Source organism: Corallococcus macrosporus DSM 14697 (assembly GCF_002305895.1).
GTDB classification, from domain to species: Bacteria; Myxococcota; Myxococcia; order Myxococcales; family Myxococcaceae; genus Myxococcus; species Myxococcus macrosporus.
In genome coordinates, this window is sequence record NZ_CP022203.1 from 1,454,081 (window position 1) to 1,472,607 (window position 18,527).

The window sequence follows — 18,527 nt, forward strand, 5'->3', positions numbered from 1 at the left end:
GAGGCCGCATCATGTCGCTCAAGGAATACCCGCCTGGAACCTCGTTCCCCGGCGTCATCGGCCGGACGGATGAGGAGTCCTCGCCTGCCTGGCCCGCGCCGCTGCGCGCGAAGCCCGGGGCACCCAACGTCCTCTTCATCGTCCTGGACGACACTGGCTTCGGCCAGCTCGGCTGTTATGGCTCGCCCATCCGCACGCCGAACCTGGACCGGCTGGCGAAGGGCGGGCTGCTCTACAACAACATGCACACCACCGCGCTCTGCTCGCCCACGCGCTCGTGCATCCTCACCGGCCGCAACCACCACTCCAATGGCATGGCGGCCATCACCGAAATCTCCGTGGGCTACCCTGGCCGCAACGGCAGCATCCCCTTCGAGAACGGCTTCCTGTCGGAGATGCTGGCGGGGCACGGCTACAACACGTACTGCGTGGGCAAGTGGCACCTCACGCCCGCGGAGCAGACGAGCGCCGCCGGACCCTACTCGCGCTGGCCGCTGGGGCGCGGCTTCGAGCGCTACTACGGCTTCCTCGGCGGCGACACGCACCAGTACTACCCGGACCTCGTGCACGACAACCACCAGGTCCGGCCGCCGAAGACTCCAGAGGAGGGCTACCACCTGACGGAGGACCTGGTGGACCGCGCCATCGGCTTCATCGCTGACGCGAAGCAGGTGGCGCCCGACAAGCCCTTCTTCCTCTACTTCTGCACCGGCGCCATGCACGCGCCCCACCATGTCCCGCGCGAGTGGGCGGACCGCTACAAGGGCCAGTTCGACGACGGCTGGGACGCCTACCGCGAGAAGGTCTTCCAGCGGCAGCTCGCCACGGGCGTGGTGCCTCCGGGCACCCAACTGTCCCGCCACGACCCGGACGTGCAGGCGTGGGCCGGCCTGTCGCCCGAGGAGCGGCGGCTCTATGCGCGGATGATGGAGGTGTTCGCGGGCTTCCTGGAGCACACGGACCACCACATCGGCCGGCTCATCCAGTCACTGGAGGACAGCGGCGAGCTGGAGAACACGCTCATCATGGTCATCTCCGACAATGGCGCCAGCCCGGAGGGCGGCCTGCACGGCTCCGTCAACGAGCTGAAGTTCTTCAACAACACGCCGGAGTCGCTGGAGCAGAACCTGGAGGCGATGGACGACCTGGGCGGCCCCCGCCACTTCAACCACTACCCCTGGGGCTGGGCCTGGGCGGGCAACACGCCCTTCAAGCGGTGGAAGCGCGAGACGTACCGGGGCGGCACCACCGACCCGTTCATCGTCCACTGGCCTCGCGGCCTCCAGGCGCGGGGCGAGGTCCGCTCACAGTACTGCCACGCCATCGACATGGTGCCCACGGTGCTGGACTGCCTGGGCATCGAGGCGCCCACGGAGATTCGCGGCGTCACGCAGTCGCCCATCGAAGGCGTCAGCTTCAAGCACACCTTCCATGACGCGGACGCGGAGAGCCGGCACCACACGCAGTACTTCGAGATGTTCAGCCACCGGGCGCTGTACCACGACGGGTGGCGCGCGGTGTGTCCGTTCCCGGGGCCCTCCTTCACGGAGTCGAAGGAGCAGTTCGGCACGCTGAAGCTGACCGAGGCGAAGCTGCGCGAGCTCGATACGGAGGGCTGGGAGCTGTACCACGTGGCGGAGGACTGCTCGGAGACGCGCAACGTGGCCGCGCGGGAGCGCGACAAGCTCATCGAGCTGATTGCCCGCTGGTACGTCGAGGCGGGCCGCTACGACGTATTCCCCCTGATAACGCCGTCCCGCGAGCTCTTCGCCGTGGAGCGCCCGCAGCTCACCCGGGAGCGGGAGCGCTACGTCTACTGGCCCAACACCTCACCCGCGCCGGAGAACGTGGCGGTGCACGTCCTCAACCGCGCCCACGCCATCACCACGCGCGTGGAGGTGGAGGACGGCGTGGAGGGCGTGCTGCTGTGCCACGGCGGCTTGACGGGCGGGTACTCGCTGTTCATCAAGGACCGCAGGCTGCACTACGTCTACAACTTCGTGGGCGAGAAGGAGTTCCACCTGGAGTCCGCCGTGGACGTGCCGCGGGGCCCCGTGGAGCTGCGCTTCGAGTTCCAGCCCATGGGGGCGCCCGACCTGCCCGCAGGACTGGGCTCGCCAGGACTGGGGCGCCTGTTCATCAATGGCGACCTGGTGGCCCAGCGCGACATCTCGGAGACCATGCCGCTGATCATCAGCCTGGGGGAGGGGCTGACGTGTGGACGTGACGAGAACTCGCCGGTGAGTCAGCAGTACCAGCCGCCCTTCGCGTTCAAGGGCGGGACGCTGACGGAGGTGGTGGTGGACGTGTCTGGCGAGCACATCCATGACCCGGTGACGGAGACGAACACGGTCATGGCGCGGCAGTAGGCGCGTGGGCGTAGGGCGGCTCAGGGCGGCCAGGTGACGTCACAGCGCGCATCGGCGCCGCGGACGAGGTCCTCGGCCACCGAGCGCAGCAGCACGGAGCCCGTGAGCGTGGCGCCTTCCTCGTCAGGCGCCTGCTTGCCCTGGGTGAGCCACGCGGCCACGCGGCCCAGGCTCGCGGCGGTCACCACGTGCAGCCGGACGTTGATGCGCACCTGGTAGCGCGCGTCCGGTTCAGGCCTTTCCTCCAGGGACCACGCCACGCGCTCCAGGGTCAGCGCGGACGGGCCTTCGGGCAGCGGGCGCCCATCCAGCACGTAGGCTCCGTTGGAGAACGCGAGCACCTGCGTCACTCGCGCCGTCTCCACCCTCGCGTCGAACCAGACGGTGTTGCGCCGCCAGAGCGTCAGCTCCACCTCCAGCTTCCCCGCCATGCCCAGCCGCACCAGCCGGTCCAGTTCGGGGGAGACGAAGTCGAAGGCCTCGGAGCGGACCATGACGCGCCGTCCGGACAGGGTGGCGGTGCAGGTGGCGCGCGGCTCCTCTGCATGGACGGTGGACGCGTACAGGCTCGCCACGGCGACGAGCGCCGTGCCGAGCCTGCGTCCCACGCGTGTGAGCGGCCAGTCCATGCGTTTTAGAAGGTCCGCTGGAAGAGCAGCCGCGCCTCGGGCGTGGCGGTGGCGCGTTCATCGGTCCGCCACGCGACGTCGAAGCGCACGCTGTCGCCCAGGAGGAGGCTGGCGCCCAGGCCCAGCCGCGCGTCCGTCCAGGCGGCATCCGTCCGCACCGTGCCCAGGTCCGCGAAGACGCCCAGGGCGCTCCAGCGGTACTCCGCGGTGGTGAGCACGGACACGTCGCCGCGGTACTCCTTGAAGCCATAGCCACGCAGCGCCGTCCACCCGCCCAGCGCCTCGCGCTTCTGTTCCGGCAGGCGGCTGCCGCCCGCGCTGCGCACACGCAGTGACACGCCGGAATCCCAGCCGGTGGGGACCTCCAGCGCGATGTCGCTCACCAGCTTCCAGAAGCGCGTGTCAGCGCCCTCGCTCCCAGGGCCGGTGCCCACCTCCAGCGTGAGCAGGCCTCGCAGCGAGGCGCGGCGCTCCCAGTCTCCCTCCCGGTCGAAGAGCGACGTCTCCGGCGTGCGGAACAGCGAGCCCACGGACGCGGCGGCGGGCACGTTGCTGGCGTACTCCATGCGCACCACCACGGAGTCGAAGCGGCCCTCGGTGACGGGCGAGTTGGTGAAGGGCGCCGAGTCGTTCCGGAACAGGGAGAAGGGGGGCGTGAAGCTGCGCATCGACTCGTACCGGTCGGTGCGGTACTCGACGCCCGCGAGGAAGTCCTCCGCCCAGCGCCAGGTGGCGAAGGCCGTGAGGCCCTTGCGGCGGAAGTATTCGCGGTCCGGCCGGTTGATGAGGGCCGAGTAGAGCGACGAGTCGATGTCCCCCATGCGCCACCGGTCCAGCGTGTCGGTGAAGTCGTAGACCTGCGCGCCCAGCTCGGCGAGCCCCACCTTCGGCACCTGGAGCTTCGCGCCGCCCAGCATGTTGACCCGGCGCTGGCGCCGCGTGCCCTCCGGGTCATCCGGCAGGGACTGGCCGCCCCACCGCAGCGGGATGGTGAGCGCGGCGTCCACGGTGGCGTGCGCGCGGTCCTTCGCGTCCCAGAGGCGCAGCCGCCCCGCCAGGCCCGGCGAGAAGCCCGTCACCTGCGTGTGCATGGGGAGCAGGTCCACGTCGAAGTCCGGCCGCCGCGGGCGCAGGTGCACCACCAGCTTCTTGCCCTCCAGGGTGATGCTCTCGGAGGCGCTCACGTCGTCCCACCAGTCAGCGAACTGCTTCCAGTTCACCTCGAACTCCACCCGCTCGCGGTGACGGGGCTTCTCGCGCGGCAGCTCCTGCGTGTGGTAGGCGCGGGTGCCGTCCGGCTCGCGCGTTTCGATGATGCGGGCGCGCGGGGGCCGCGTGCCTTCGTCGTCATCGACGTCCGCGGGCTCCAGGAAAGGGAGACGGGACTCCAGCCGCTGCACGGCGCGCCTCGCGTCGCTGCGGAGGAACACGGTGCCGGGCTTGAGGTCCAGCGCGTCCTGGACCCGCGCGGCGATGTCCGCGTCCACGCCGCGCACCTCGACGGCCTCGAGCCGGCCCTCGTCCACCGTCACCACCAGCTTGCCGTCCGGCGACCACACCGCGGACAGGCTCGCGAGCATGTAGCCGTCATCCCGCAGGCGCTTCAGCGTGCGCTCCAGGCCGTGGGCCACGCCGCCCAGGAGGATGCCGGGGCGCAGCGTGTCGCGCTCCAGCCGGGCCACCCAGTCGCGCGGCGGGTATCGCGGCGGGCAGGGGCGGACGATGGAGAGCGTGCCGCGCCGTGAGTCCACGCGCAGCGTGGCGGTGAAGGACTCGTCGTCCTCATCCTCGGTGGGGAAGCGGTGGGGGAGCCGCAGCAGCTCGTCGAGAATCTCGGAGGACTGCAGGTCCTGGAGCCCTTCCACCTCCACGGCGGTGACGACGGGGTTCTCCTCCAGGTGGACTTCGAGGACCGCGGGTTGCGGCGCCTCGGCCACGCGCACGCGCGGCTCCACGCGGGCGAACAGGCCCGAGCGCGCGAGCCGCCGGAGGAGCTGGTGGACCTCCCTGCCGCTCAGCAGCACCTGCGAATCCGCGGGAGGCGCGCCGATGTAGGTCCGCACCTGCGCCTCCGTCAGCCAGCGGAGCCCGTGCAGTTCGATGCGCCCGGGCGTGAGCAGGCGCCCGTCCACGGTGAGCTGGAGCGGCGACAGCACGCCGCTGTCGTCCGGACCCTCTTCCCCCGCGTCCTCGAAGTCGTCGGGGCACGCGCTGCGCTGCGCCTTGTGGGACTCAGCGCGGGTGGGGGCCGCGGTCGCTGCGTCGTCCTCGCGGCGGCCCTGGGGCTGCGCGCTCCGAGCGTCATCCGGCGTCACCGAGCCATCTTCGCGGCGGCCCTGTGTCTGCGTGCCGCGAGTGTCATCCGGCGTCACCGGAGTGCTCACGGAGGGCGTGTTGGCGGGCCGCGTTTCCTCCGGAGCGGCGCTGGCCGGAGGGGCCGGTGGGGGAGAGGACGCCGCCGCCGGCGGCGCGGGCTGAGCCAGCGCGGTGGTGGCGAGGAAGCAGAGGATGAGCGCGAGACGGTTCATGCACGCAGGGAGAGCACGTGCCGTTCCACCTGGAGGTGTCGGGCAAGTACCTGAAAGGACGAGGGCCGAGCAGCCATGCCGATGTCACGGACACATCCGGATGTCGAGTCGTGATGTGATACTGACATCGACGCTGGCGATTGCGCCCGGCCGTCCGGCACCCGCCCTGGAGGCATGGGGACCAGGTCGTCCAGGGCTGGCGCGAGCAGGCCCCGTTTCGCCACTTCGGAGTCGTCACGCGGGTGCTGTCCGCGCCCACGGGGCTGGGCCTGTTCGATGGGCTCACCTGCACCCATGACGCGCCGACCTCGGGGCCTACGCCACGCGCAGGCTACCGCATTTCCTTCCTCGTGGGCCTGGCGCCAGCCCGGGGGATTGCTGTTCGGAAATGTCGGGGGTTTTGGCGCCGCAAATGTCCCGACATTTCCGAACAGCGAGCTCCTTGAGTGCGCCCGGTCCTCAGGGTGTCTCGCCTCAGGTCGCCTTGGGATTCGATGACGCCGATGGGCGCTCGGCACGTGTGGGTGGCCAGCGCCTCCCAGCCGGCCCACTGGCCTCGCTCGCGCGGGTCGGGCGACTGGGGATTGGACATGGCAGGCGGTACCTTCAATCAGTCGCCTCCGCCTGCCCGCTTCATCCGCACACCGTCAAGGGATGGCGGGTTTGGGGAGACTCACTCCAGAGAGGTAGATGTGTCGGGTTGTTCTTTTCTCGCCCCGCGTGTGGAGTGCGCTGGCAATCCTTGTCATCGGGGGAGGAAGAAATCCAAATGTACGAATATCATGTGGATGCGTTTGTCCCGCCTGCGGCTGGCTGTGGAAGCGCGGAGAGCGGCTGGAGCCCCAAGCGTTGCGGAGACTTCGCCCAGTTCCTGAACAGCTACGCAGCGAAGGGATGGAAGCTGCACTCCAGCGAGTACCGTCAGGTCACGATGAACAAGGGGTGCGGGAGCAATACGGGCTCGTGGCTCGTTTGCGTCTTCGAGCGGCAGAGGCCCGAATGAGCTCGGTGCCCCCATGGGAGGGGAATTCGTACTCCGCGTTGGCGCTCCATCCGCCGCGAGCGCGCCAGTCTGGAGAGGCCCTGGCCGTGGAGGCGTCACGGTTCCCGTGGTGGCTCAATCCACTGGCCTGGCTCGCCGTCGGGCTCATCCTCGTCTATCGGCGAGCCGTGCCGGCGGCCTGGAAGCGTCAGTGCATCTACACACCGACGTGCTCACGCTACGGTTTGCGGGCCATCCAGAAGTACGGCCTCTTTCGAGGCGCCCTTCGGACGTGGGGCCGCATCCGGCGCTGCAACGGCGTGCTGTACCTGGGCGGGCAGGACGCGCCGTAGCCCGCGGCGCGCTTCACGCCTCGCCGCGGGTGAACTCCGCCTCGTGCTGCGTCCACCAGTCCAGCCAACCCCGCCGGGTGGCGTCGAGCTTGCCCACGACGCCGTCACCGTACGTATCGATGCCGGTGATGCGGCGCAGGACGGCGCCCCAGAAGAGGCTGCCTTCGCGGTAGCGCTCGATGACGAACGGCACGGCGGGGCGCCCCAGGGCGACGAGGGACTCGAAGCTGGGGTGGTTCAGGAAGACGAAGGGGTTGGATGCCTCGCGGTGCGCGGCGCAGTGTGCTTCCCACTCCTGGGCGAGCCGGTCGAAGCGGGCGGCGACATCACTCATGAGGCATTCACCGGGGGCTGACGGGGGCGCACATAGACGCGCACCGGCTCACCATACGAAGGACCGCTGAGGTCGTCAGCGCTGTTGTGCCGGATGAGGGGCTGGGTACCAATCTTGCTCGTGAAGCGGCCCTGCTCGTCCATCAGCGCACCGTGCGTCACCTCGAGCGGGCCCGTGCCGCTCCTCGGCTCGAGGCCGTAGATGACGACCTTCTCCAGGTTCGGGTCGTGGCTGAGGTCCACGGTGTCCAGGGGCTTGAAGCCCTGGTCCGCGTACAGCTTGTCGAAGTCCTCCACCTTCGTGCCCGGCCACACCCATTCGTCGCGGACGCCCAGCGTCCAGGCGATGCAGTTGTAGCGCTGCGTGGAGGGGCCGATGCCCACGAACTTCTCCTCGGTGAGGTTGGGGAAGCTCTTGCTGCGGAGCATCTCCGCCTTCCAGCCCGGGTCCGCGTCGTCGCGCGCGGTGCCGATGTCGAACTGGAAGTTCTTCCCGAAGGACGAGTCCCAGCCCGTGGCGCCTTCGCCCTGGCCCTTGAACCAGAGCGACATCTGCGTCGCCTCCAGGGGAATCTTGAGGGACGGCATGAACATCGCGCCCGGCTTGCCCTCCGCGTCCGGCGTCACGGTGAGCGGCACGTCGATGGGCGGCTCGCCGTTGAAGGACACGGAGGCCACCACGTCCGAGGGCGTCTTGCCGATGAGCTCGGCGAGCCGGTCCTTGTCGTAGGCGAGCTTCAGCGTGTCGCCCGCGCGCAGCGAGCCCTCCACCGTCGTCTTCCAGTCATCCGAGAAGACCACCGTGGCCGCTTCCGGCGGCGCCACCGCGGCGTCGTAGCTGGGGTCCCACTGGTTGCTGACCCGGCCGCTCGCGTCGGTGGTCCGGATGGACATGCGCACCAGGCCGAAGGCGTCCTGGGGCAGCTCGAAGGTCGCCGGAATCGTGTTCAGCTTGCCGGTGGCCGGGTCCCGGGTGCCGTCGGAGAGGGGGATGGCCGTCTCGGTGCCGCCCGGCACCGTGCGCCACACCAGCTCCAGCTTCTCCGTGGACTTCATGACGCGCGACGGGTCGAGCGTCACCGTCAGCGGCTTGCCGGCCTCGGCGTGGAAGGAAGGCCCGCGTCCGCTGCCCGGAGGAAGCGCGACGCTGCCCTGGCCGTCCACGAAGGCCGTTCCACCGCGCTGGCCGTTGGCGCCGAAGTGCGCCGCGTAGCCCGTGGCCGCGTGGACCCGCGGCTGGAGGTCCGCGGCCTTCGACGGCGGCAGCTCCGCGCGGGCCGCCTGGGCGCTCGTCCCCGTCAGCAGGGAGGCCTTCCGGGCGCCGCCGCGCGTCTCGAACTGGTCGACGTGGGCCTTCGCCGCGGGCGTTCCCTGTGCGGTGGCGCGTCCGGCGCGCTCACGCTCCTGGGCGGTGGCCGCGGGCGTCGGGGTGGGGGGGACGAAGGTGGACCGGCCGATGCGGTTCGACATGGGGGACAGCACTCCCGGTGGGGGTAGACCTGGGCTCGGGCCTGGGCCCGGCTCCCATTATCGCGCGGGAGCTCCACGGGTTGCGTCGACACCCGGAGCGTGGCCTCAGGTGACGGGGAGTCCCAGGGCCTTGATGCGCCGGTAGAGGTTGCCCCGGTCCACCTGCAGCAGCCGCGCGGCGCCGGCGATGCTTTCGCCTTCCTGGAGCGCCGCGCGGATCAGCTCGCGTTCAAAATCCTCCACATGCTCGCGGTAGCTCTTCTGGCCCAGGGAGGGGCGGGCGGCCACGGCGGCGGCCCGCGGCGCGGCGACGAGCTCCGGCCCGAGCGTGAGCGGGCCCTCGCCCCGGAGCAGGTTGAGGCGCTCGATGAGGTTGCGCAGCTCGCGCACGTTGCCCGGCCACGGATAGGCGCGGAGCGCGGCCTCCGCGCCGGGGGCGAGCACGAGGGAGACCTGGGGACCGGCGAACTCGGCCGCGAAGGCGCGCGCCAGGGGGAGCAGGTCCTCCGGGCGCTCGCGCAGGGGCGGCACCTGGAGCGGCATCACGTTGAGGCGGAAGTAGAGGTCCTGCCGGAAGCGGCCCTCCTTCACCGCGCGGGCGAGGTCCTGGTGCGTGGCCGCGACGACACGCGCGTCCACCGGCACGGGCAGGGTTCCGCCCAGCCGCTCCACCTCCTTGGTCTCCAGGACGCGCAGCAGCTTGGCCTGGAGCTCCAGGGGCATGTCGCCCAGCTCGTCGAGGAACAGCGTGCCGCCGTGCGCCTGCTCGATGCGGCCCGCGCGCCGGGACAGGGCGCCGGAGAAGGCGCCCTTCTCGTGGCCGAACAGCTCGCTCTCCAGCAGGGTGGAGGGGATGGCCGCGCAGTTGACGGCGACGAGCCGGCCCTTGCGCCCCGACGCGAGGTGCAGCGCCCGCGCGACGCGCTCCTTGCCCGTGCCGGTCTCGCCCGTGATGAGGATGGCGGTGTCGCTGGGGCCCACGCGCGCGATGAGCTGGCGCAGCGCCGCCATGCTGGGGCTGTCCCCCACCAGGTGGCCGGGGCGGGCCAGCGCGTCCAGCAGCCGCTCGCGCTCCTCCTGGAGCGCGCCCAGCGCCAGCGCGTTGCGTATCGCGGTGAGCAGGCGCTCGGGGGAGGGCGGCTTCTCCACGAAGTCCGTCGCGCCCAGCCGCAGCGCCTGCACGGCCTCGGCGGGGGAGGCCTCGCCGGACAGCACCACCACGGGCGTGGCAAATGGCCGGGGCAGCCGCGCGAGCAACTCGAGCCCCGTCTCACCCGGCATGCGCAGGTCGAGCAGCATCATCGCCGGAGGGCCTTCGGGCGCGTCGAGCGCCCGGGTGGCCTCCGCGGTGGAGCGGGCCTCCACGGGCGTGAAGCCCTCGTCGCTCAACAGGCCGCGCAGGGCCTTGAGGACACCGGAGTCGTCATCGACGACGAGGATGCGAGGGCCGGGCTTCATGCGGAGGCGGGCGGGGTGAGGGGCAGTTCCACGCGCGCGAGCGTACCGCCACCTGGCGCGGGTTCCAGGCGCAGGCTGCCGCCGTGCTCGTGGACGATTTTCTGGGAGATGGGCAGGCCCAGCCCGCTGCCGCCGGGCTTGGTGCTGAAGAGGCCGCGGGTGAGGGCCGCGCCTTCGAGCACGGTGGGCACGCCGCTGCCCCCGTCCGCCACGGTGACGCGCACGGTGCCCGGCTGGGGCGACTCCAGCGTGACGTGGACGGGCGCGGCGCTGGCGGCGGAGGCCTCGGTGGCGTTCTTCACCAGGTTGCCGAAGAGGCGGCGCAGGCCGTCCGGGTCCGCGCGCAGCGTGGCCTCCTCGCCGGGGCGCAGCTCCACGGGGACGGGGGAGGTGCCCGCGTACAGGGTGCACACCTCGGCCAGCAGCGGGCGCAGGGGCACGTCCTGGAAGCGCGGCGCGGGCAGGCGCGCGAAGGTGGAGAAGCTCTGGGTCATCCGCATCAGCAGGTCCACCTCTTCCTGGAGGAGGGCCACGGCCTCGGTGATGCGGGTGCTGTCGTGGGGCGTGGGCACATCCGTCCGGCTCAGACGCGCGAGCGACAGCTTCATTGCGGTGAGGGGGTTCTTCAGCTCGTGGGCGAGCGCGCGGGCCACGTCCTGCCAGGCGGCAATCTGCTCGGCGGACTTGAGGCGCTCGCGCTGCGACAGCAGCTCCTGGCCCATGCGGTTGAACTGGCCCAGGAGGAACTGGAGCTCGTCGCGCGGAGCGTCGGGCGCGGACAGCCGCACGGACAGGTCCCCGCGCGCGTAGGCCCACATGCCCTCGGTGAGGGTGCGCACCGGCCGCGTGAGGGCGCGGCCGAGCAGCACCGCGGCCACCGACAGCGCCGCGCCGGAAATCAGGACCAGGGCGGTGATGAAGGCGGGCACGCGGCGCACCAGGGCCCGCCGCGCCAGCTCCGCCTGCGCCAGGTTGAGCCGCGCCTCGTTGAGCGAGTCCCGCGGCAGCTCCCGCCGCGCCAGCTCCGCGGCGACCTCGTCCAGCACGCCCTCCACCGGCGCGATGGACACCGACAGCACGCGCTCCAGCGCGCCCTGCGCCACCACGCCGAGCAGCACCAGCGGCACCCACCCCGCGAGCAGCATCACCGCCAGCAGCCTGCGCCGGAAGCGCGGCGGTGGCAGCGGAACCTTCGCGGCGAGGCCAACGCCCACCTTGTCACCGTGCGTGAGGGCCTCTGGAGGCGCGGCGTGCATGGGGCGGTTCATACCGCATCCAGGCGCGGACCCGGCGCCGAGTCCTGGGCGCGGAGACTCTGGTAGGCTGTCCGGCTCCGATGCCTCGTCTCCTCGCGCCCTCCCAGCGCTGGCTGTTCAGCCCGGGAGTGGACCTGTCCGTCTTCGCTGGCAGCGCGCTCGTGTCCGTGGCCTTCGTGCTCGCCGCGCCCTGGCTCGGCGTGGCGGGGGACACGCCGCTGTGGGCGTGGCTCCTCTTCGTCGTCTGCGTGGACGTGGCCCACGTCTGGTCCACGCTGTTCCGCACCTACCTGGACCCGGAGGAGCTGCGGACCCGGCCCGGGCTCTACCTGGGCGCGCCGCTGGCCGCCTATGTGGCGGGCGTGCTCGCGTACCTGGTATCGCCGGGCACGTTCTGGTCGCTGTTCGCCTACGTCGCGCTCAGCCACTTCGTGCGGCAGCAGTACGGCTGGGTGGCGCTGTATGACCGCAAGGCGCGCGTCACCCCGCTGGAGCGGCGCCTGGACGCCGCGGCCATCTACGCCGCCACGCTGGGCCCCGTCGTGTGGTGGCATGCGAACCTGCCGCGCGCCTTCTGGTGGTTCATGCCCGGAGACTTCCTGGCGGGCCTGCCGTCCTGGGCGGGCACGGTGGGGCTGGGGCTCCACGCGGTCGTGCTCCTCGCGTGGGCCGGTTGCCAGGCCGCGCGCGTGGTGCGCGGCGAGGGCGTGCAGGCCGGCAAGGTGCTGCTGGTGGTGGCGACGTGGGTGGCGTGGTTCGGCGGCATCGTCGTCGCGCGGGACGACTTCACCTTCACCGTGATGAACGTGGTGCTGCACGGCGTGCCCTACTTCGCGCTGCTCTTCCGCTACGCGCGGGGGCGCCTGGCGGAGGGCGGCTATGGCGCGGGGGCGGCGCTGCTGCGCGCGGGGTTGCCGGGCTTCCTGCTGTTCCTGGTGGCGCTGGCCCTGGCGGAGGAGTTCCTCTGGGACCAGGCCGTGTGGCGCGAGCACGGCGCGCTCTTCGGCGAGGGCCTCGTGACGCTGCCTCCGGACGTGCTGGCGCTCGTGGTGCCGCTGCTCGCGTTGCCGCAGGCCACGCACTACGTGCTGGACGCCTTCGTGTGGAAGCCGGGCCGGCAGCCCGCGCTGCTGTCACGCCTGGGCTGGGCACCGATGGCCACCGGACACCCGGGGCCCTCTTCTGGCATGCCGCCCGTTTCGACCATGGCCATTCCCGCGCGAAGTGACTAATGCAGGAGGGGCCTATGTCCCGACTCCTACTCGTCTCGAATCGGCTTCCTGTCACCGTCAAGGTGGAGAAGGACACTGTCTCCGTGGTCCGCAGCGCGGGAGGCCTGGCCACCGGCCTGCGCCGCCCGCACGAACGCTCGGGGGGCCTGTGGATTGGCTGGCCGGGGGATGTCTCCCGCCTGACGGAGAACCAGCGCGCCCGCGTGGACGCGCAGCTCGCCGAGCAGCGCTGCGTGCCGCTGACGCTGACCGCCAGCGAGGTGAGCCGCTACTACGAGGGCTACTCCAACCGCGTGTTGTGGCCGCTGTGCCACTACATGCTGGAACGCATCCCGCGGCAGGACCGGGACTGGGAGGTGTACCGCAAGGTCAACGAGCGCTTCGCGGACCTGGTGGCGAAGCACTATCAGCCCGGGGACACCATCTGGGTGCATGACTACCAGTTGATGCTGGTGCCCGGCATGCTGCGCCAGCGCCTGCCCGGCGCGCGCATCGGCTACTTCCACCACATCCCGTTCCCCTCGTCGGAAATCTTCAGCACGCTGCCGCGCCGGCATGAGCTGCTGAAGGGGCTGCTGGGCGCGGACCTCATCGGCTTCCACACCGTCAGCTACGTGCGGCACTTCTCCGGCGCGCTGTTGCGGCACCTGGGGTTGGACACGGACATCGACCGGGTCATCTGGGAGGGGCGTGACGTGCGCGTGGGGGCCTTCCCCATGGGCATCGACGCGCAGTCCTTCGAGTCGCTCGCGAGCGAGCCCGGCATGCTGGACGAGGTGGCCAACCTGCGCCGGTCCGCGGAGGGGCAGCGCATCCTGCTGGGCATCGACCGGCTGGACTACACCAAGGGGATCCCGCGGCGGCTCCTGGCGGTGCAGCGCGTGCTGGAGCGCACGCCGGCGTGGCGTGGGCGCCTGCGCTTCATCCAGGTGGCGGTGCCCAGCCGCACCTCGGTGGAGGCCTACGCCAACTACCGCGAGCTGGTGGACGAGCTGGTGGGCCGCATCAACGGCACGTACGGCACGGTGCACAACGTGCCCGTGCACTACCTCTACCGCTCCTTCAACGAGCGGCAGCTCGTGGGGCTGTACCGCGGCGCGGACGTGATGCTCGTCACGCCGGTGCGGGACGGCATGAACCTGGTGGCCAAGGAGTTCTGCGCGGCGCGGCCGGATGACGACGGCGTGCTGGTGCTCAGCGAGTTCGCGGGCGCCGCCGCCGAGCTGGGGGGCGCGCTCGTCGTCAACCCCTACGACGTGGACGCCATGGCGGACGCCATCGAGAAGGCGCTGGGGATGGCGGAGGAGGAGCGCCAGACGCGCATGCGCTCGATGCGAAAGCAGGTGAAGTCGCGGGACGTGCACTGGTGGACGTCCTCCTTCCTGGAGCGGCTCCAGGCCCTGCCGCCGGTGTCCGTGCGCGCCGAGGCGGGCGCCACCGAGGCGCTGGCGCAGATGAAGCAGTCGGAGCGGCTGCAGCTCCTGCTCGACTATGACGGGACGCTGGTGGGCTACGCGCCCCGGCCGGAGCTGGCCGCGCCGGACGCGGCGCTGAAGGCGTTGCTGGAGAAGCTGGTGGCCCGGCCCGGCGTCTCGGTGAGCATCGTCAGCGGCCGGCCCAAGGAGACGCTGGAGGAGTGGCTGGGGGATTTGCCCATGGGCCTGTACGCGGAGCACGGCCTGTGGTCCCGCCCCGCGCAGGGCGAGCCGTGGCGGATGCTGGAGGGCGTGACGTTCGACTGGAAGGAGCGCGTGCGCCCCGAGCTGGAGGCCTTCTCCGCGCGCGTGCCGGGCTCCTTCGTGGAGGAGAAGACGGCCTCGCTGGCCTGGCACTACCGGCTGGTGGACGCGGAGTTCGGCGCCCTGCAGTCCCGCGAGCTGCGGCTCTACCTGGCGGAGAAGTTCGCCGGGCAGTCCATGGACATCCTCTCCGGGGACAAGGTGGTGGAGATTCGTCCCCAGGGCGTGCACAAGGGCCGCGTGGTGGGCGAGGCGACGAAGGGCGCGGCGCCGGGGACGCGGGTGGTGGCCGTGGGCGACGACCGCACGGACGAGGACCTCTTCGCGTCCATTCCGCCCGGCGGGCTCACCATCCACGCGGGCAACAAGCCCTCGCGCGCGGCCTTCCGCGTGAAGGGGCCGGCCGAGGTCCGGGCGCTGCTGGCCGGACTGCTCGAGCCGTGAGCGCCGTGGCCTGACGCGCCCGCCGTGGAAGCGGCGGGCGCGGGCCTCGCGGCGCGGCGTTACGGCGTGGTGGAGGACGCGGTGCGGTTCTCCGCGTTCTGGATGAGCACGCGGCGGCCGAAGGCGCGGTCCACGCGGCCGAGGAACTCGCGGAACGCGGGGTAGTCATCCGCGGACACGCGCGCGGTGGTGAGGGCCACCTCGCCCTCGGCCACCAGCTTGCCGCCCTCCAGGCGGTAGCTCAGCTTGATGTGGCCGAACTTCGTCGTCTCCTCCACCGCCTGGGGCAGCTCCGCCACCGTCCAGCCGGCGGGCAGCGTGTAGCGCAGCAGGAAGCCGTTGGTCCACGGGCTGGACATCACCAGGTCGAAGCGGCGCTGGGCCAGCGAGGCGTAGGCCTGCTGGTAGGTGCGGCCGGTGCCGAAGGGCAGGAAGCGCATGCCGCCAGGCAGCACCTCCGAGTAGCGCGGGATGCTCATCCTGAAGTCCAGCGCCACGTTGTCATCCAGGCGGGTGGTGTCGCTCAGCTTCACCTCGTGCACGGTGAGGCCGGGGAAGCTCTGCGCCCAGGCGCGCTCGAAGGTGGACTTGCGCGTGGCCTCCGGCCGGTAGGCGCGGCGATAGTCGGGCGCGTGCTGCCCGCCCACGGTGCTGGCGCCGGTGATTTCGGCGCCGCCGTCCGCGCGGAGCGTCACGTCCAGCGACATGCGCGTGGCGTTGTCCGCCGCCTTCGCCTCCGGCGTGGTGAGGAAGGTGCTCTTGCCGTTGGGCTCCACCACCAGCACGTTGGCCACCCGGTCCGCGCTGGGCAGCTCGTTGGCGCCGTGGAACTCCGCGGTGCCGTCCAGGTACAGGTCGAACTTGGGCACGTAGGCGATGGCGTGGTTGAAGGCCGCCAGGCTCGCCACCTCCTCGCCAATGGAGCCCAGGTTGCGCATGCGCAGCAGCACCAGCCGGCTCTCCACGCCCGCCACCTGGAGCATGGCGTGGATGAGGCTCGCCTTGTCCTTGCAGTCGCCGAAGCGGCGCGCCAGCACGCGGTCCACGCGGTAGGGCTTGAAGCCGTGGATGCCGAACTCCAGCGCCACGTAGCGCGTGTTCGTCACCACGAAGTTGTAGATGGCGCGCACCACCGCCAGCTCATTCTTGCGGTCCACGCCCTGGAGGACCTGGTCCACCGTCTGCCGCAGCTCCGCGTTGGGCTGGAGCTGGTCCCTCACCAGGCCCCACCAGTAGCGGCCCACCTGGTCCCACGTCTGGTACGTGGAGACGTGGAGGTTCTGCGCCACCTCCGCCCAGCCGGGCATGCCGGGCTCCGGCACCACCTTGGCGACGTGCTTCGCGTTCCAGCGGTACAGCACGCGGCCGCCGTCCAGCGACTCCTGCGCGCTCTCCAGGCCGGTCAGCTTGCCCTTGTTCCAGTACAGGGGCCGCGCCTGCGGCATGTCCACCAGGTACTGGAAGCGCACCTTCGGGTAGACGCCCTGCACGCTCTCCACGTCACCCCAGTAGTCCGACAGGAGGTTGTCCTGCGCGGTGTCGTCCAGGCGGTACGTCAGCTCCAGCGTGTCGCCCGCCGCCAGCGAGGGGAAGGAGAGAATCTTGGCGCGGGCGTCGTAGTACATGCCCGTCCACGGCTCGTTGATGTTGCGGTCGTTCTCACCGTAGCTCTCCACCACGGAGCCATCCGCCTTGATGACGCGGGCGCGCAGCACGCGCACCTCCTGGCGGTCCGGTGAGTAGGTGACGGGCACGGTGCGGAACGCGTCCACGCCGCGCGCGTTGTAGACCTTGACCACCCGCTGGTGCAGGCGGCTGGACAGGCCGCTCTGCTGGACGCGCACGTAGGTGTTGTCCACCAGGTAGAGGGCGTCCTCGTGGACGTAGGCCTCCGCCTCCTTGGCCAGCGGCTGGGCGTCCACCAGGTACTGCATGCCGGTGGCGGTGCTCTCGCCCTTGAGGGCGCGCAGGGCTTCCTTCAGGCCCGGGTTCTGCGGGCGCAGCACGAGCGAGCGCTCGAAGGAGGCCAGCGCCGGCTCACGGCGGCCGGCGGCCAGCAGGGCGCGGCCCTCGCGCTCGTAGACCTCCGGCTCGTCCGGGGACAGCTCGCGGGCCTCGGCGAAGAGGGCGACGGCCTCCTCCACCGCGCCGTTGCTGGCCTTCAGCTCCGCCAGCCGCACGCGCGAGCCGTTGTCGAAGGGATTGAGCTTCACGAGCTGGGCGTACTCGCGCTGGGCGGAGTCCACCTGCCCGGCCTCCGCCAGCATCGTGGCCAGCATGTGGCGCGTGCTGGTGTCGTCGAAGCGCAGCGCCAGCACCACGCGCATCCGGTCCATGGCCTCGCGGCTGCGGTCGAGGTGACGGGAGACCTGCGCCGCGGCGCGCACCGCGCGAGGCGCACGGGGCTGCAGGCGGAACGTCTCCTCCACCAGCGCATGGGCCCTGGGGCGCTCGCCCAGCGCCTCGTGCGCGCGCGCCAGCACCAGCCGCGCGTTGACGTCATCCGGCCGCTTCTCCAGCACGGGGGCCACCAGCGGCTGCACGCGCTCGGGGTGGCCGCCGTCCAGCTCGTGCTCGGCCAGGGCCACGCGGGCCTCCGGCATGGCGGGGTCGGCGGCGAGCGCGGCCTCCAGGAAGCGGCGCCGCTCGTTCATGTCATCCCGCTGCGTCTGGGCGGCGAGGAGCTGGAGGCTGGCGTCCTTGGGCGCGCGCTCCGCGGCGAGCGCGGCCTCCGCGCTGGCGGTGTGCTCGCGCGCGTCGTAGGCGCGGAAGAAGTTCAGGACCCGGGCGTAGTCACCGCGCAGCGCGGCGTCATCCGGGTGCTTCTCCACCAGGGCGCGCAGGGCGGAGGTGAGGGTGGGCAGCGGCTGGGGCTGCGGCGCGGCGCCGCGCTCCAGGGCGGGCGCCTTCGCCGGCAGCGTGGCGCGCACGGTGGGTGACTCCTGGCGCAGGTAGAAGCCCAGCGGGCCGGCCTCCTGGCACACCTTCACCAGCACGCGGTTGAGGCCCTTGCGCAGCCTCACGGACACGCGGGACTGGTCCGGGCGCGGCAGGTTGTAGCGGTCCTCCTTCGCGGCGAGCTGCCCGTTCACCCACAGGCGGAACGCGCCGGAGGTGCCCACGCCCAGCGACACGCGCGACTCCTGGGGGGCCTCCAGCCAGGTGACGGCGTAGGCCACGGCCTCGCGGTTGGGGCGGATGGCGGCGGCAAGGTCGATGTAGCCGTCCGCGGTGTTCGCCGTCAGCTTGCGCCAGGTGGCGTTGCCTCCCTTGGCCGCGGGGTAGGTGGCGGACAGGTCCAACTGGGCGGCCTCGGGGCCGAAGTCGGTGTCACACCCGGCCTTGCCCTCGTTCTCGAAGCCTCCGGTGACGTAGTAGTCGCCCACGTAGCCCAGCCACTGCTTCACCTCGTTGGCGCGCACCAGCCGGCCCCGGGCGCGCTCGGTGTCCAGCAGCAGCATCTGCGCGGTGGCGCGGGCGTTCGGGTCCGAGCTGCGCCGGGAGGCCACGTAGGCGTAGGTGCTCAAGAGGGGCGTCAGGTCCTCCACCTCGTCCACCAGCGCGTGCATCCGCAGCAGGCTGGCGGCGCTTCGGGGGGAGGAGGCCTGCTTCATCGCCTCGGCCGCGTGGGCGCGGGCAATCGCATCCGCGGCCGGCTTCGCCTGCGCCCACAGCGGGCAGGTGAGCACGAAGACTGCGGCCAGCAATGTGAAGCGGGACATCCGTTCTCCTGG

Annotated in this window: 11 protein-coding genes; 4 read left to right on the forward strand and 7 right to left on the reverse strand. The window is 71.6% G+C overall.

Going from position 1 to position 18,527, the window contains the following annotated elements:
- Nucleotides 1–11 precede the first annotated feature (11 nt).
- Complete coding sequence (locus tag MYMAC_RS06125; RefSeq protein ID WP_095961485.1) at nucleotides 12–2,369, forward strand: arylsulfatase; 2,358 nt, start codon at nucleotides 12–14, stop codon at nucleotides 2,367–2,369.
- 20 nt (nucleotides 2,370–2,389) lie between these two features.
- Here MYMAC_RS06125 and MYMAC_RS06130 read toward each other — a convergent pair whose 3' ends face one another.
- Together MYMAC_RS06130 and MYMAC_RS06135 are read right to left on the reverse strand one after the other, a co-directional pair.
- Entirely contained in the window at nucleotides 2,390–2,977 is a 588-nt protein-coding gene (locus MYMAC_RS06130) for a DUF4390 domain-containing protein (RefSeq protein ID WP_239989372.1), read from the reverse strand.
- A gap of 26 nt (nucleotides 2,978–3,003) precedes the next feature.
- Nucleotides 3,004–5,526 (reverse strand): BamA/TamA family outer membrane protein, encoded by a 2,523-nt coding sequence (locus MYMAC_RS06135; RefSeq protein ID WP_095957397.1) that lies wholly within the window; start codon nucleotides 5,524–5,526, stop codon nucleotides 3,004–3,006.
- A 999-nt stretch (nucleotides 5,527–6,525) separates the two neighbouring features.
- Between MYMAC_RS06135 and yidD the strand changes: the two genes are divergently transcribed.
- Nucleotides 6,526–6,861, forward strand: coding sequence for a membrane protein insertion efficiency factor YidD (gene yidD / locus MYMAC_RS06145; protein WP_095957399.1), 336 nt, complete (start codon nucleotides 6,526–6,528; stop codon nucleotides 6,859–6,861).
- A gap of 13 nt (nucleotides 6,862–6,874) precedes the next feature.
- Here the strand turns inward: yidD and MYMAC_RS06150 are convergent, their stop codons facing one another.
- The 4 genes from MYMAC_RS06150 to MYMAC_RS06165 form a co-directional block, all read right to left on the reverse strand.
- Nucleotides 6,875–7,195, reverse strand: coding sequence for a hypothetical protein (locus tag MYMAC_RS06150; RefSeq protein ID WP_013935629.1), 321 nt, complete (start codon nucleotides 7,193–7,195; stop codon nucleotides 6,875–6,877).
- A complete protein-coding gene (locus MYMAC_RS06155) occupies nucleotides 7,192–8,664 on the reverse strand; it encodes a DUF6209 family protein (protein WP_095957400.1) in 1,473 nt (490 codons plus the stop codon). Before MYMAC_RS06155 ends, MYMAC_RS06150 begins: the two co-directional genes overlap by 4 nt.
- 105 nt (nucleotides 8,665–8,769) lie before the next feature.
- A complete protein-coding gene (locus tag MYMAC_RS06160; RefSeq protein WP_095957401.1) occupies nucleotides 8,770–10,122 on the reverse strand; it encodes a sigma-54-dependent transcriptional regulator in 1,353 nt (450 codons plus the stop codon).
- The gene (locus tag MYMAC_RS06165; RefSeq protein ID WP_204817418.1) at nucleotides 10,119–11,390 is read right to left on the reverse strand and encodes a sensor histidine kinase; all 1,272 of its coding nucleotides are present in this window, start codon (nucleotides 11,388–11,390) and stop codon (nucleotides 10,119–10,121) included. Before MYMAC_RS06165 ends, MYMAC_RS06160 begins: the two co-directional genes overlap by 4 nt.
- 68 nt (nucleotides 11,391–11,458) lie before the next feature.
- Here MYMAC_RS06165 and MYMAC_RS06170 point away from each other — a divergent pair, with 68 nt between their 5' ends.
- Nucleotides 11,459–12,610 carry a hypothetical protein gene (locus MYMAC_RS06170; RefSeq protein WP_095957402.1) on the forward strand — a complete coding sequence of 384 codons (1,152 nt, stop codon included), beginning with the start codon at nucleotides 11,459–11,461 and terminating at the stop codon, nucleotides 12,608–12,610.
- Between the two features lie 14 nt (nucleotides 12,611–12,624).
- Complete coding sequence (locus MYMAC_RS06175; protein ID WP_095957403.1) at nucleotides 12,625–14,793, forward strand: bifunctional alpha,alpha-trehalose-phosphate synthase (UDP-forming)/trehalose-phosphatase; 2,169 nt, start codon at nucleotides 12,625–12,627, stop codon at nucleotides 14,791–14,793.
- A gap of 59 nt (nucleotides 14,794–14,852) precedes the next feature.
- Here MYMAC_RS06175 and MYMAC_RS06180 read toward each other — a convergent pair whose 3' ends face one another.
- A complete protein-coding gene (locus tag MYMAC_RS06180) occupies nucleotides 14,853–18,515 on the reverse strand; it encodes a DUF3857 domain-containing protein (protein WP_095957404.1) in 3,663 nt (1,220 codons plus the stop codon).
- Nucleotides 18,516–18,527: the final 12 nt, after the last annotated feature.